Source organism: Couchioplanes caeruleus, from assembly GCF_023499255.1.
GTDB lineage: Bacteria > Actinomycetota > Actinomycetes > Mycobacteriales > Micromonosporaceae > Actinoplanes > Actinoplanes caeruleus_A.
The window spans coordinates 7560388-7575075 of the sequence record NZ_CP092183.1 but is presented as its reverse complement, the minus strand read 5'-3'; the positions used below and the strand labels follow the sequence as shown (position 1 = coordinate 7575075).

13 protein-coding genes are annotated in these 14688 nt (G+C 71.3%); 5 read left to right on the top strand and 8 right to left on the bottom strand.

All coding sequences use genetic code 11. The features are described from left to right. Positions 1-10 precede the first annotated feature (10 nt). The 6 genes from COUCH_RS34885 to COUCH_RS34860 form a co-directional block, all read right to left on the bottom strand. Entirely contained in the window at positions 11-1183 is a 1173-nt protein-coding gene (locus tag COUCH_RS34885) for an ROK family transcriptional regulator (protein WP_249609420.1), read from the bottom strand. Further along, a complete protein-coding gene (locus COUCH_RS34880; protein WP_249609419.1) occupies positions 1180-2424 on the bottom strand; it encodes a sugar ABC transporter permease in 1245 nt (414 codons plus the stop codon). Before COUCH_RS34880 ends, COUCH_RS34885 begins: the two co-directional genes overlap by 4 nt. A 5-nt stretch (positions 2425-2429) precedes the next feature. Then, a complete protein-coding gene (locus COUCH_RS34875; protein WP_199515780.1) occupies positions 2430-3242 on the bottom strand; it encodes an ATP-binding cassette domain-containing protein in 813 nt (270 codons plus the stop codon). Positions 3243-3320: 78 nt separating this feature from the next. Then, positions 3321-4424 (bottom strand): sugar ABC transporter substrate-binding protein, encoded by a 1104-nt coding sequence (locus tag COUCH_RS34870; RefSeq protein WP_249609418.1) that lies wholly within the window; start codon positions 4422-4424, stop codon positions 3321-3323. A gap of 294 nt (positions 4425-4718) precedes the next feature. Then, positions 4719-5201 (bottom strand): Cys-tRNA(Pro) deacylase, encoded by a 483-nt coding sequence (gene ybaK, locus COUCH_RS34865; protein WP_249609417.1) that lies wholly within the window; start codon positions 5199-5201, stop codon positions 4719-4721. Between the two features lie 11 nt (positions 5202-5212). Then, complete coding sequence (locus COUCH_RS34860) at positions 5213-6379, bottom strand: class I SAM-dependent methyltransferase (RefSeq protein WP_249609416.1); 1167 nt, start codon at positions 6377-6379, stop codon at positions 5213-5215. 217 nt (positions 6380-6596) lie between these two features. Between COUCH_RS34860 and groES the strand changes: the two genes are divergently transcribed. The 4 genes from groES (at position 6597) to COUCH_RS34840 (ending at position 10948) form a co-directional block, all read left to right on the top strand. After that, positions 6597-6911, top strand: coding sequence for a co-chaperone GroES (gene groES, locus COUCH_RS34855; protein WP_082771855.1), 315 nt, complete (start codon positions 6597-6599; stop codon positions 6909-6911). A 73-nt stretch (positions 6912-6984) separates the two neighbouring features. Next, entirely contained in the window at positions 6985-8634 is a 1650-nt protein-coding gene (groL, locus tag COUCH_RS34850) for a chaperonin GroEL (protein ID WP_249609415.1), read from the top strand. An 84-nt stretch (positions 8635-8718) separates the two neighbouring features. Continuing rightward, positions 8719-9330, top strand: coding sequence for a hypothetical protein (locus COUCH_RS34845; protein WP_249609414.1), 612 nt, complete (start codon positions 8719-8721; stop codon positions 9328-9330). Between the two features lie 43 nt (positions 9331-9373). After that, the gene (locus tag COUCH_RS34840; RefSeq protein WP_249609413.1) at positions 9374-10948 is read left to right on the top strand and encodes a molybdopterin-dependent oxidoreductase; all 1575 of its coding nucleotides are present in this window, start codon (positions 9374-9376) and stop codon (positions 10946-10948) included. A 1715-nt stretch (positions 10949-12663) separates the two neighbouring features. Here COUCH_RS34840 and COUCH_RS34835 read toward each other — a convergent pair. Next, positions 12664-13053, bottom strand: coding sequence for a WhiB family transcriptional regulator (locus COUCH_RS34835; RefSeq protein WP_249609411.1), 390 nt, complete (start codon positions 13051-13053; stop codon positions 12664-12666). Between the two features lie 230 nt (positions 13054-13283). On the opposite strand from COUCH_RS34835, the gene COUCH_RS34830 reads away from it, so the two are divergent. Continuing rightward, the gene (locus tag COUCH_RS34830) at positions 13284-14129 is read left to right on the top strand and encodes a response regulator transcription factor (RefSeq protein ID WP_249609409.1); all 846 of its coding nucleotides are present in this window, start codon (positions 13284-13286) and stop codon (positions 14127-14129) included. Between the two features lie 99 nt (positions 14130-14228). Here COUCH_RS34830 and COUCH_RS34825 read toward each other — a convergent pair whose 3' ends face one another. Next, entirely contained in the window at positions 14229-14642 is a 414-nt protein-coding gene (locus tag COUCH_RS34825) for a DUF5319 domain-containing protein (RefSeq protein ID WP_199515772.1), read from the bottom strand. Between the last annotated feature and the right edge of the window lie 46 nt (positions 14643-14688).

Below are 14688 nucleotides of genomic sequence, written 5' to 3'. Positions count from 1 at the left end.
CGGCCGCACCTTACAACAGCGGATCCGCCAGCAGCCGTTCGAAAGCGAGCTCCGCCGCTCCGATGAGCGCCGCGTCCCGGCCCAGCTCGGGGGTGCGCAGCCGGATGTCCTCGCGGCACGCGGGCAGCGCCACCTCGGTGAGCCGGGAGCGGATCTGCGCCGCCGCCACCAGGTACAGGTCGCGCAGCGTGCCGCCGAAGATCACCGCCTCCGGGTTGAAGATGTTGACCAGGTTGCCGACGCCGAGGCCCAGCCATTCGCCGACGTGCCGGACCGCCTGCTGGGCCACCCAGTCGCCGCGCATCGCCGCCTCGACCACGCCGAGCACCGCCTCGCGGCCGCTGCGGTCGCCCCGGCCGGCCAGCCTGAGCAGCGGGTACTCGCCGATCTCGGTCTCCCAGCAGCCGCGTGAGCCGCAACTGCACGGCCGGCCCTGCGGGTTGACCACCATGTGGCCCACCTCGCCGCCGTAGCCGCCGTGGCCGGTGATGGGCCGGCCGCCCGCGATGATGCCCGCGCCGACGCCGACGTCGCCGTACAGGTAGATGACGTTGTCCCGCCCGGCCGCCGCGCCGCGGCTGTGCTCGACCAGCGCGGACACATCGGCGATGTTGCCGACGGTCACCGGGCCGACGTCGCCGATCTCCTCGACGAGAGCTTCCCCGACCGGTTCGTCCTTCCAGCCGATCGTGGGTGCGAGCCGGACCATGCCGTCCGCGCGGCGCACCATGCCCGCGATGGCGAGTCCGACGCCGACGCAGCGGGAGCCGTCCGGCACGTCGCGCATCTCGTGGATGAAGCCGGCGAGCGGCTTGACGGCGTCGACCACCTGCATGCCGCGGGGGCGGGGCGCCTCGCGCCGGTCCAGGATCTGTCCGCCGAGCCCGACGCGGGCCGCGCGGAGCCGGTCGACCTCGATGTTGAGCGCGTACGCGTAGACCTTGGACGACTCGGGCCGGACGACCAGTGAGGGTCGCCCGGCCCGGCCGGTGTCGCGTTGGGTCTTCTCGGAGACCAGCCCGGCGGCGGTGAGGTCCGTCGTCAGGGCTCCGATGGTGCTGCGGTTGAGGCCGAGCCGGGTGGTGAGCTCGGCGCGGGACGTAGCCCCGTGAACGTGAACATATCGGAGCAACGTGCCCAGGTTGTGCCGGCGTACCTCTTCCTGGCTCGGTCCCGCCCTCATCGGTTTCCGGTGGCGGCCGCCCTGCGGCGGGAGAGCGCGTCGACGCTGGCGGCGAGCAGCAGGATCAGGCCGGTGACCACGAACTTCGTGCCGGAGCTGTACCCCATCAGGCCCATGCCGTTGTCGATCACCGCGATGACCGCGCCGCCGATGATCGCGTCCAGCACCCGGCCCTTGCCGCCGAAGAGGCTGGTGCCGCCGATGACCGCGGCGCCGACCGCGTACAGCAGGACGTTGCTGCCGCCGGAGTTCGGGTCGACCGAGTTGGCCCGGCTGGCGGCGATGATGCCGCCGATCGAGGCCATGAACGAGCCGATCACGAACACCGAGATGCGGATCCGGTCGACCGGGATGCCCGCCCGGCGCGCGGCCTCCTTGTTGCCGCCGACCGCGTAGACGTGCCGGCCGTACGTGGTGCGCCCGAGCACGAACGTCCAGACGATCAGCACCACCGCGATGATCGGGGCGACGATCGGTACGCCCTTCACCGAGATGATCAACGGGTTGATGCTGCGCTCCTGGGTCAGCACGGCGACCGCCGCCAGCAGCAGTACGGCCAGCGCCACGATCCGTGCCAGCACGATACCCATCGGGTCGGTCACCAGCCCGCGCGCGGCCCGTCCGCGGAGCCGCAGGATCTGCATCGCGGCGTACCCGGCGATCGCGATGATCGCGAGCACCCAGCTCAGCCCGACCGACATGTTGTTGTTCGCGAGGGAGAGCACGAACTTGTCGCGGATCGAGATGTTCTTGCCGCCGCTGAGCAGCATCAGCAGGATGCCCTGGAAGGCCAGGAACGCGGCCAGGGTGACCACGAAGGACGGGATGCCGACCTTCGCCACCAGGAAGCCCAGCATGAAGCCGATGACCAGGCCGGTGACCAGGGCGACCGGGATGGCGCTGTACCAGTCCCAGCCGTGGTCGGTGAGCAGGATCGCCATGACCGCGCCGCAGACGCCGCTGGCGAAGCCGGCCGAGAGGTCGATCTCGCCCAGCAGCAGGACGAACACCAGGCCCATCGCGATGAAGATGACCGCCGCGCCCTGGGAGAACAGGTTGGCGAAGTTGACCGCGCTGAAGAAGGTCGGGCGGGCGGTGCCGAAGATCAGGCAGAGCACGATGAGGCCCAGGATGGCGGGCAGGCTGCCGATGTCGCCGCCGCGCACCCGGCCCCAGTAGTCGTGCAGGTGGCTGGCCACCGTCGGCTTGGCCACCTGGACCGGGCCACTGGATGTGGTCATGGTTGTCATAGGTCGGCTCCCGGAGGCGTGAGGTCGGCGAAGCCGGCGGCGGCCGGCTTCTCGGGCGGCAGGCCGAGGTTCCCGCTGCGGCCGGCCGTGATCAGCTCGACCACCTGGGCGTGTGTGACGTCGCTGGTCTTGACCTGGGCCGCCATCCGGCCGAGGTAGAGCGCGGCGATGCGGTCCGAGACGGCGAACACGTCGTTCATGTTGTGCGAGATGAGCACGACGCCCAGGCCGTTGTCGGCGAGCCGGCGGACCAGCTCGAGGACCTGGGCGGTCTGGGCGACGCCGAGGGCGGCGGTGGGCTCGTCGAGGATCACCACGCGGCTGTTCCAGAGCACGGCCTTGGCGATCGCCACGGTCTGCCGCTGGCCGCCGGAGAGGCTGGCGACGAGCTGCCGGAGGGATTTCACCGTACGCACCGAGAGGCTGGCGAGGGTGTCGCCGGCCATCTGTTCCATGGTCGGCTCGTCGAGCACGATGCCGCGTACCTTCTCCCGTCCGAGGAACATGTTCTGGACGATGTCGAGGTTGTCGCAGAGCGCGAGGTCCTGGTAGACGACCTCGATGCCCAGCGACGCGGCGTCGCGCGGGGTGTGGATCGCCACCTGGTTGCCGTCGAACGTGACCGTGCCGGCGTCCATGGTGTAGATCCCGCTGACGCACTTGACCAGCGTCGACTTGCCGGCGCCGTTGTCGCCGACGAGCGCGGTGACCTCGCCGGGGTAGACGCTCAGTCCGACGTCGTGCAGGACCTGGACGGGACCGAAACTCTTGTCGATCCCGCGCAGCTCCAGAAGAGGTGTCGCGGCCACGAATACTCCTTCTCGATGCGGCGCCGCCCACGCCCGGCCAGGCGTGGGCGGCTCCGGTGCTTCAGCGTCCTACCGCGGTCAGCTGACCCCGTTGTCCGTGCAGAGCTTGGCGAAGTCGCCGGTGCACAGCTGATCCTTCGTCACGAAGCCGTCCGCCACGACGTCCTTGACGTTCTCCTTGTAGATGGCCTTCGGGGTGAGCAGCACCGAGGGCACGTCCTGGCCCGACTCCGGGTCCTTGACGCTCTGGGTGACCGACTTCTTCTCACCCTTGGCGAGCGAGATGGCGAGGTCGGCTGCGGCGTCGGCCTCCTGCTTGATCGCCTTGTAGACCGTCATGCACTGGTCGCCGGCGAGGATGTTCTGCAGGCCCTGGACGGTGGCGTCCTGACCGGTGACCGGCACCTTGCCGTTCAGCTTGTTCTTCTTGAGCACCGAGACGACCGCGTTGCCGAGACCGTCGTTGGCCGCGAGCACGCCCTTGATGTCCTTCTTCTGGGTCAGCATCTGCTCGAAGATCGTGCCGGCCTGCGCGTTGTCCCAGTCGGGTACGGACTGGTCCGGGCCCTTCACGTAGTCGCCCGAGTCGTACTTGGGCTTGAGGACCGAGTCGTAGCCCTCCTTGAACAGGGTGGCGTTGTTGTCGGTGGGGGAGCCGTTGAGCTCGGCCACCACCGGCTTGGTCGCCTTCATGTCGGTCAGGCACTTGACCAGGCCCTCGCCCTGCAGCTTGCCGACCGCGACGTTGTCGAAGCTGACGTAGTACTGGGCGCCGCCGTTGAGGGTCAGGCGGTCGTAGTCGATCGTGGCGATACCGGCGCTCTTGGCCTTGTCGAGCACGGCCTTGCCGGTACCGGAGTCCAGGTTGACGATCATGAGCACCTTGACCCCGCTGGAGATCATGCCGTCCGCGATGGTCTGGAACTGGCTCTTGTCGCCCTGGGCGTTCTGGATGTCGACCTGGACGCCGGCCGCGTCGAACGCCGCCTTCAGGAACTTCGGGTCGTCCGAACCCCACCGCTGCGAGCTGGCGGTGTCGGGCAGGATCACGCCCACCTTGCCGATCGACGACCCGCTCGTGCCGCCGTTGCCGGCATCGTCACCACTGTCGCCGCCGCAGGCGGCCATGCTGCCGGTGGCCAGCAGACCCGCCGCGGCAAGAGCGAACATTCCCTTACGCATTCCTCGTGTCCTCTCGGATCAATCCGGATCTTGCCTCGGATTCCCTGGCGCGCGTAACGGGGATTGCCGCTCGGGTGCGGTTTTCTTGGATCGGGCAACATTTTCCCGTCGCGCGGTGCAGCACGACCGGCTCGGTCCAGCGATCACGCGGACCTGGGGAGCCGGTCGCGGAAGTTGCTCCACACCGTGACGCTAGGTCACTTCCAGACCCGAAATCGGCGGTTCTCCGGAGAAAGATCCGGTTTGCCCGTAACGGTGGCGTAACGATCGGGAAAGGGCGCGAAGTATCGCAAGCTATGTCCGGATTCGAGCCGTCGTGGCGCCCGTCAGCCGCACCAGGTCGCCCGGCGCCAGCGAGACCTGCAGGCCCCGGCGGCCCGCCGACACGTACATCCGGTCCAGCTCCGTCGCCGAGTCGTCGATCACCGTCGGGAGCCGCTTGCGCTGCCCGAGCGGGCTGATGCCGCCGCGGACGTACCCGCTGCTGCGCTCCGCCGCCGCCCGGTCGGCGAGCGCCGCCCGCTTGCCGCCGGCCGCGCCGGCCAGGGCCTTCAGATCCAGATCCCCGGTCACGGGTACGACGGCCACGGTCAGCGCGCCGTCCACCTCCGCGATCAACGTCTTGAACAGCGACTCCGGCGGTACGCCCAGCGCCTCGGCCACCAGCGCCCCGTAGTTCGGCGCGTCCGGCGAGACGTCGTACGGGTGCAGCTCGTGCGCCACCTTCTGCGCGGACAGCAGTACGGTCGCCGGGGTCCCGGCCGCCTTCTTAGCCACGATGACGGAGGTTAACGGCACAGCAGCACGGTCGGCGCGCCAGCCACCCGCGTCAGCACCAGGGACGCCGAGGCGCTCCCACCGAGCCGCAGATCCCGGCGGAGCTGCTCGGGCTCCAGCGCGGAACCCCGCTTACGGATCTCCAGCCGGCCCACGCCACGCTCGCGCAGCAGCGCCCGCAGCCGTTTGAGCGAGAACGGCATCACGTCGGTGATCTCGAGGCGGCGGGCGTACGCGGTGTCCACCGGCGCGTCGGTGTAGACGTACGCGATGTCGGGATCTCCCAGCCGCCCGCCGACCACGGCCGCGAACTCGGCGACCAGGTGCGAGCGGACGACGGCCGGATCCGGGTCGTACAGGAAACGGCCGACCGGCCCGACCGGCGCCGCCTCGACGCCCGAACCGTGCAGCATCCCGCCCGACGGCACCAAGCTCGCCCGGCGAGGAAATTCGGCGAGCGGCCCGCACCAGAACGCCGCCTCGACCAGGTCGCCATCGACGCTGACCCACTCACCCTCGGCGCCCGGCGGCAGCAACGCGTGGTCGATGCCGGGCGCGAGCTTCAAAACGGTCCGCGGCACCCGCTGCGGCAGGGCTGCGATGAAATCCCACGGCGGCGACCACGCCTGCGGGTCCATGAGCCGGCCCCGGCCGGCCCGGCGGCGGGCCGGGTCGGCGAACACCGCGTCGAACCGCTCCACGCCGACGCTCGTCGCGTCGGCGCACTCCACGGTCACCACGCCCGCCAGGCCGGCCGCTTCGGCGTTGGCCCGGGCCATCGCGGCGGTCAACGGGTCGGCGTCGACCGCGTACACCCGGATGCCCTGACGGGCCGCGGCGAGCGCGTCCGAACCCAGCCCGCACCCCAGATCGGCGAGGGTGGCGACGCCCGCGGCCCGCAGCCGCGCGGCGCGGCGATCGGCGACCACCGCGCGGGTCGCCTGCTCGAAGCCGGCCCGGGTGAAGAACATCGCCGCCGCGCCGGCGCCGAACTTGCCCACCGCGCGTCTGCGCAGGTCGGTCTGGGTGAGCGCGGCGGCGGCGAGCGGCGCGGGCACACCGCGCGACCGCAGGGCCGAGGCCGCTGCCAGAGGATCACCGCCGGCCACCTCGGCCGCGGCGGCGAGGGCGTCCGACCCTTCCGGGGTACGCAGGGCGGCGAGCAGTTCCAGGTCCACGACGGGTCATTCTGCCGTGTTGGCACTCTCCTTGACGGAGTGCTAGTTCCGGCATAATCTCCGATTAGCACTCTCAACCCGAGGGTGCCAGCGCGCGGCCCGCTCCGGGGCGCGTGCTTGCGCCAGGCGGACCGGCACCCGCGACGACGGCCCCGCCCGGTGGCATGAGGCATGAGATCGGCCGATGCAGGCCGGCGAAACCTGTACCCAGGAGGGTATGCCCGTGACTACCGCGACCAAGGTTGCGATCAAGCCGCTCGAGGACCGGATCGTGGTCCAGGCGAACGAGGCTGAGACGACCACGGCGTCGGGCATCGTGATCCCCGACACCGCCAAGGAGAAGCCGCAGGAGGGCACCGTCCTCGCTGTCGGCCCGGGCCGCATCGACGACAAGGGCAACCGCATCCCGGTTGACGTCAAGGTCGGCGAGACGGTCCTCTACTCGAAGTACGGCGGCACCGAGGTCAAGTACGCCGGCGAGGAGTACCTGGTGCTCTCCGCCCGCGACGTCCTCGCGGTCATCGAGAAGTGACCTACTGACAGTGCTTGCCGCCCTGGCCCGACACACCTCGGGTCAGGGCGGTGGTGCGTGAAGGGACCTACACATGGCGAAGATCCTCAGTTTCTCTGACGACGCCCGGCACCTGCTGGAGCACGGCGTCAACACGCTCGCCGACACGGTCAAGGTCACCCTCGGCCCGCGCGGCCGCAACGTCGTCCTCGACAAGAAGTTCGGCGCGCCCACGATCACCAACGACGGCGTCACCATCGCCAAGGAGATCGACCTCAAGGACCCGTACCAGAACCTCGGCGCGCAGCTGGTCAAGGAGGTGGCGACCAAGACCAACGACGTCGCCGGCGACGGGACCACCACCGCCACCGTGCTCGCCCAGGCTCTCGTGCGCGAAGGCCTGCGCAACGTGACCGCCGGCGCCAACCCCATCGCCCTCAAGCGGGGCATGGACCTGGCCGCCGAGGCGATCTCCAAGGCGCTGCTCGGCAAGGCGGTCGAGGTGTCCGACCACAAGTCGGTCGCCAACGTCGCCACCATCTCCGCCCAGGACGCCACCATCGGCGAGCTCATCGCCGAGGCGATGGACCGGGTCGGCCGCGACGGCGTCATCACCGTCGAGGAGGGTTCGGCGCTCAGCACCGAGCTCGTCGTCACCGAGGGTCTGCAGTTCGACAAGGGCTTCATCTCCCCGAACTTCGTGACCGACGCCGAGTCGCAGGAGGCCGTGCTCGAGGACGCGTACATCCTCATCACGACCCAGAAGATCTCCAGCGTCGAGGAGCTCCTCCCGCTGCTCGAGAAGGTCCTGCAGACCGGCAAGCCGCTGCTCATCATCGCCGAGGACGTCGAGGGCCAGGCCCTGTCCACGCTCGTGGTGAACGCGCTGCGCAAGACCTTCAAGGTCGCCGCCGTCAAGGCCCCCGGCTTCGGGGACCGGCGCAAGGCGATGCTGCAGGACATGGCCATCGCGACCGGCGGCGAGCTCATCGCCCCCGAGCTCGGCTACAAGCTCGACCAGGTCACCGTCGACATGCTCGGCACCGCGCGCCGCGTCGTGGTCGACAAGGAGAACACGACCATCGTCGACGGCGGCGGCAAGAAGTCCGACATCGACGACCGCGTCTCGCAGATCCGCAAGGAGATCGAGGCGTCGGACTCCGACTGGGACCGCGAGAAGCTCTCGGAGCGGCTGGCCAAGCTCTCCGGCGGCATCGCCGTCATCCAGGCCGGCGCCGCGACCGAGGTCGAGATGAAGGAGCGCAAGCACCGCATCGAGGACGCCATCGCGGCGACAAAGGCCGCGGTCGAGGAGGGCACCGTGCCCGGCGGCGGCGCCGCCCTGGCACAGATCGTGTCCGCGCTCGACGGCGACCTCGGCCTCACCGGCGAGGAGGCCATCGGCGTCTCGATCGTCCGCAAGGCGCTCGTCGAGCCGCTGCGCTGGATCGCGCAGAACGCCGGCCACGACGGCTACGTCGTGGTGGGCAAGGTGGCCGAGCTCGGCTGGGGCCACGGCCTCAACGCGGCCACCGACGAGTACGTCGACCTCGCCGCCGCCGGCATCATCGACCCGGTCAAGGTGACCCGCAACGCGGTCTCCAACGCCGTGTCGATCGCCGCGCTGCTGCTCACCACGGAGAGCCTCGTGGTGGAGAAGCCGGCCGAGCCGGAGGCCCACGCGGCCGGCGGCCACGGGCACAGCCACGGCGGCCACGGCCACCAGCACGGCCCGGGCTTCTGATCCGTACCGTTCCGGCAAGGGCGCGTCGCTTCCGCGGCGCGCCCTTCTCGTGTGTGATGCAAGCTCCGGGGGAAAGGTGCGCCGATGATCGTCGTCGTGGAGGGACCGAGCGCGGCCGGGAAGACCTCCTGGTGCCGGCGGTACGTCGGCAGATACGTCCCCGAACACACCCCTACGGGCCGTGAACCGGTCGACGCCATGGCACTCGCCCGGCACTGGGTACGCGCGGGCATCCAGCGGTGGGAGACCGCGCTCGAGCACGAACGCGCCGACGGGATCGCGTACTGCGACACCGACCCGGTGAAGCTGCACTACGCCTGGGGGATGGCGGCGCTCGGGCTCGCACCCCGGGCCCGCTTCGACCGCGAGCTCGTCGTCACGCGGGAGGCGTTCCGGACCGGGCGGCTGGGGTTCGCTGACGCCGTACTCATCGGTCTGCCGGACACGGCCACCCTGCAGCGCCGCCGCGACGGCGACGACACCCGGCGACGGCGGAATTTCGCCGCTCACGTGCAGCTGCGGGAGCCGCTGCAGCAGTGGTACGCGACGCTGGAGGGTCTGTCGCCCGGGCGGATGATCTGGGAGCTGCCGGTCGAAGGGGTGCCGAAGCTGCCCGAGCCGCGGGAGGAACGGTGCGATCTGGCCCTGCTCGACGCGCTCGTGGCGGCGCTGCCGCCCCTCGCTCCACCGTCATGACTTTGTAAGAGGCGTTCCCGCGCGGCCGGGGCAGGATGGGGGCGTGAAGCTTTCCGTTCGGGCCGGGCTGGCCGGGATCGCGGCCGCGGCGGTCGCGCTCGGCATCGCGGAGATCGTCGCGGTCGTCACCGGGCCGCTCTCCTCGCCGCTGCTCGCCGTCGGCGGCGTGGTCGTCGACACCGTGCCGGGCACCGTCAAGGACGCCGCCATCGCGGTCTTCGGCACGTACGACAAGACCGCCCTCATCACCGGCACGATGATCCTGCTCGCGCTCTACGCCGCCGGGGTCGGCGTCGTCGCGCTCCGGTCGTGGAGCCTCGCCCTGGCCGGAGTCGTGCTGTTCACCGGCGTCGGCACGGCCGCGGCCCTGACCCGCCACGACGCCGGATTCGCCGCGGCCCTGCCGTCGATCGCGGCCGGTGTCGCCGCGATGGTGGCGCTGCGCCACCTGATCACGCTCGCCGTCGCGACCTCCCCGGCCGAGACGCGCGCGCTCGTGACGGTCGGTGGCGAGGACGGCGCCATCGCCGAGACCCGTCCGTCCGCCCCGTTCCCGGACGACAGCCGCCGCCGTTTCCTCATCGGTCTCGGCGTCACAGCCGGCATCGCGGTGGTCGGCGGCGTCGGCGGCCGCTTCCTCACGTCCCGCCGCGCGGTCACCGCCGCCCGCAACGCCGTCGTCCTGCCCCCACCCGTGGCGGCCGCGCCGACCGTCCCCGCGGGTGCCCAGGTCGAGGGCGTCACCGCGTACGTGACCCCGAACGAGGACTTCTACCGCATCGACACCGCGCTGTACCCGCCGCAGATCGACCCGTCGACCTGGGAACTGCGCATCCACGGCATGGTCCGCAACCCCATCACGCTGACGTGGGAGCAGTTGCTGCAGCGGCCCATGGTGTCCCGCTACGTCACGCTCGCCTGCGTCTCCAACGAGGTGGGCGGCGACCTCATCGGCAACGCGCTGTGGCTCGGCGTACCGGTCAAGGACCTGCTGGACGAGGCCCAGCCGCTGCCCGACGCCGATCAGGCGGTGTCCCGCTCGTCCGACGGCTGGACCTGCGGCACGCCCACCTCCGTCCTCCGCGACGGCCGCGACGCGCTGCTCGCCATCGGCATGAACGGCGAACCCCTCCCGGTCAGCCACGGCTTCCCGGTCCGCATGGTGGTCCCCGGCCTGTACGGCTACGTCTCCGCCTGCAAGTGGATCACGGAGATCGAGCTGACCCGCTTCGCCGACTTCGACGCCTACTGGGTCCCGCGCGGCTGGTCGGCCCAGGGCCCCATCAAAACCGAGTCCCGCATCGACACGCCCCGCAACGGCGCCAAGCGCAAACCGGGCCCCCTGATGATCGGCGGCGTCGCGTGGGCCCAGCACCGCGGCATCACCCGCGTCGAGATCCAGGTCGACGCGGCCCCCTGGCAGCAAGCCAAACTCGCACCCGCGGTCTCGGCCGACACGTGGGTCCAGTGGTCGTACGAATGGCAGGCAACCCCCGGCGACCACACCATCCAGGTCCGAGCCACGGACAGCGAGGGCCAGACCCAAACCAGCACCCCGGCCCCACCACCCCCCAACGGCGCGACGGGCTGGCACTCAATCCACATCACCATCGACTGACCACCCCCCGCACTCGCCGAAAACCCGGCCTACCGCTGGGCGACCTCGCGCCTGCCGCCCGCGCCCGCCCCCGCACCTGGCCCCGCACTCGCCGTCCTGCGCCGGCTGCCCCCGTGGCTGCCGCCCCGTGCGCCGGGCGTCCCCGCGCCGGGCGCCCTCGCGCCTGCCGCCCGCGCCCGCCCCCGCACCTGGCCCCGCACTCGCCGTCCTGCGCCGGCTGCCCCCGTGGCTGCCGCCCCGTGCGCCGGGCGTCCCCGCGCCGGCCGCCCTCGCGCCGGCCGCCCTCGCGCCGGCCGCCCCCGCGGCTGCCGCCTTTGCGCCTGCCGCGGGTGGCCGCGCGCCTGTCGCCTCGGACCCGTTGTCCCGCGCTTGGCGCCTTCCGCGTCCGCTGCCTCTGCGTCTGCCTCGCCGCGCCGGCAGCCTTGCGCCTGCCGCAGGTGGCCGCACGCCCGCCGCCCTGCGCTCACTTCCCCCGCGCTTGCCGCTTCCGCGCTTGCCGCTTCCGCGCTTGCCGCTTCCGTGCTTGCCGCTTCCGTGCTTGCCGCTTCCGTGCTTGCCGCTTCCGCGCTTGCCGCTTCCGCGCCGGCCGTTCCCGTGCTGACCGTTCCCGCCCGCTGCTCCCGCGCGGCCGTTCCCGGGCCCGTCGCCTCTAGGCCTGCCGAGATTGGCCGGGGGATAGCGGCGTCTCCGGCATGTGACTCGTGGGAAGGCGGCCCTGTCGCCGGTGGCCGTGGGGCCTGCCGTCTGCGGCCGGTGTGCTGCCAGCTCTGCCGTGCGGCCGATGTATGGGCTGGCGAATCTACGGTTGGTGGCTGCCAGGTTTGCTATGTGCGGCAGCGTGATCGCGTGGCCGCCGCTGTGCCGAGCCTGACGGCACGCCGCGTGCGGTTATGGGGCCTGCCGCTGGTGGCCGCCACTTACCGCAAGTGCCACGCCCGCCAACTGCGCTCGCCACTTCGGAAGCCGGGCTGGTCGCTCGAGACCGCGCAGTCGCTTGAGACCGCGCTAGTTGCCTGGGGGAGTGCGTCAGCTCCCGGAGGTGCGGGATCACCTTGGGGTCGCGCCTGTGCCGTGCCTCGGCCTTGTGCCGCACTGGCTGCTTGCGCCGTGCCTCGGCCTTTACCGCGAAGGCTGTTTGTGCCCCGCTCACCGCCTGCAGGGCGCCCTTCCCTCGCCGTCATGCGCGACATCTGGGGAGCCCTGCCGATGAGTGCGGCGAGCCCCAACCGGCGGCGGAAACACCCGTGACACCCCTCCCAGAAGCGCAACCCGGCCGTGACCCCGTCGCGATGTCCGCGTCGTGCGGCTTGCGCTGTCTGTCACCCTGTGGTAGCTGACTGCTTTCGACCAGCTTTCCGGCCGGCCCGCCGTCAGCCGCTCACCGACCCTCGACGCGCCCCGCAGGCTGCGGTCGTACGGTCTCCGGTCGACGGCCGTGCAGCTCACGAAGAGGGATCCGAACCGGCCGGCCGGGACCACCGCGGCTGTCCGGCAAACGCGGGATGGCATCCGTGGGCGGCTATGGGTGCGTTCCTCGAGCGGTGGAATCGTGTCACGCGGAAGACGCACTCTTCGTCCGACGTCAAGGGCAAGTTCGCTCATACGGTGGCTTGCATGTTCACCGATGCGACTGACAAGCCGCCGACGACGCCGGCGCGGCCTCCCGCAGGGGGCCGCGCCGTCAGGTGTGTTGTCGTGCCGCGTCTTCGGCGGCGTCAGGCCGCCGGTGCCTGCCGCTGTGCCGGCACCGTGGACTTGTGGGGCCGGCCGAGGCGCGCCTCGAGCCGGGCAAGGTCGACCCGTCCGTGATGGCGATCGGCAAGGTCATCCCAGCCGACTGCGAGCAGCCGCAGCCGCTCCGCTTCGCTGAAGCCTCCCCAGACGCCGTACGGCTCACGGACCGCCAGAGCGTGGGCGGCGCATTCGGCCCGGACCGGGCAAGCGCCGCACATGGCCTTGGCCTTCGCCTCGCGGCGGTTGCGGGAAGATCCGCGCTCGCCGTCGGGGTGGAAGAACTGGGCGCTGTCCCGCCCTCTGCACAGGCCGAGTCGCTGCCAATCCCAAAGGTCGGCGATGGGCCCGGGCAGTCTGCGAACGTTCGACATCAACACCCTCCTCCCGCGCGGCACCGCGGAGTGTTGTCATGAGGGGCCTGGCTCAGGCCTGTCGCCCGTGTACCCCGGCGAACGCCGGATCACACACGACTTGTCGATGTCTTCGTCGGCCGTATCTCACCGGTGCCGAAAACCGTTCCGATGTTTCCCATTTTTTCCATCTAAAGCGCGTAATGCTGCGGCCCTCGCGTGATCTCCTCTGAGAGAGAAGGAGGATCACTGTGCGTACCGTCCTCGTGTGCGTCCGTACCCCACTGGCGGCCCAGACCGTCGCGTCGACCGCGGCCCGGCTCGGGATGACCGGTGTCGTGCGGACAGCGGTCAGCGAGACCGAGGCCATGATCCGTCTGGCTGAGCGGCCGGCCGAGGTCGTTCTGGCCGACACCGCCGTGACCCGTCCCGACAGCGTCGGTTTCACCCGGCGCGTCCTCGCCCGCGCCCCGCAGGCGCAAGTCGTCCTCTTCGGCGCGGAAGACCCCCGGGTCGCCGCCGCCACGGTCGCCGCCGGCGCCCGCGGCGTCATCCGCGGCGTCGAGCACGACCTGGTCAGTGTCGTCGCCAAGGCACTGCTGCTCCTGCTGCTCCCGGTACGCCCCCAGGGCATGCCGATCAACGGAGCGAACGCCCAGCCGGCCGCGGTCGGCCAGGCGGGGCGCAACAACAACTCGGCCGCCGCCCGTGGCCTGCACCGTGACGGCCTGGCGATGGCCGGCACCCCGAATGCGGCGGGCATCCCGGCGATGCTGCCGAACTCGCCGATGGTCCCCGCCCAGCGCGGCGACGGCCCCGACATCGACCCGGTCACGGGCCGGCCGCTGGTGTGGCCCGGCAACGACAGCCGGGTCGGCGAGGCCGCTCCGGCCGGTCGGCGCCTGACCCTCACCGAGCGGGAACTGCAGGTGCTGCGCGGCATGGCCGACGGCAAGAGCAACGCGGAGATCGGCCGGGAGTTGTTCGTGTCCGAGGACACGGTCAAGACCCACGCCCGCCGGCTCTTCCGCAAGCTGGGCGCCCGCGACCGGGCGCACGCGGTGGCCGCGGGCTTCCGCGCCGGTCTCGTCGCCTGACACCGGTCACGGCCGGGGTGGGTCGTGACCGGCGTCAGCCGGGCCTTTCACAGCGAACGGGCCGCCCGTCAGGGCGGCCCGTGAGCGAAACGACGACGGTCAGGACGACGATGACGATGCGTCGTCGTCCGTACCCTCCGTCAGGGTGTCGTGCACACCGTCCGCATAGCCGCGGGCGTACTCCCACGTGACGTAGTGGTCGGGGTCCGGGTCGAACGCCGGCTCGTGCACCCTGGGACGCCCGTTCGACAGCAGGTGCCGCAGGTTGCCCCTCAGCAGATCCCAGTCGAAGTAGTGCGGCTCGTGGCAGTCCTCGCACTCTATGACCAGCCCGCGGATCCCCGTCGGGCTCAGCAGCGCCTGGTAGATCTCCAGGTCGGACAGGTCCTCGAGGACGTCCTGCCGCTCGGCCTCGGTCAGCGGATCCTGCTCGGCGTCCTCCGTGAGGTCGTCGAGTCCCGCGGCCGGGTCGGCGGGGTCACCGTTGAACGGGTCGATCGGCTCTTCTTGCACGCGTCTACCGTACCCATCAAGCGGCACTGTGTGCTGGCCCGCACGT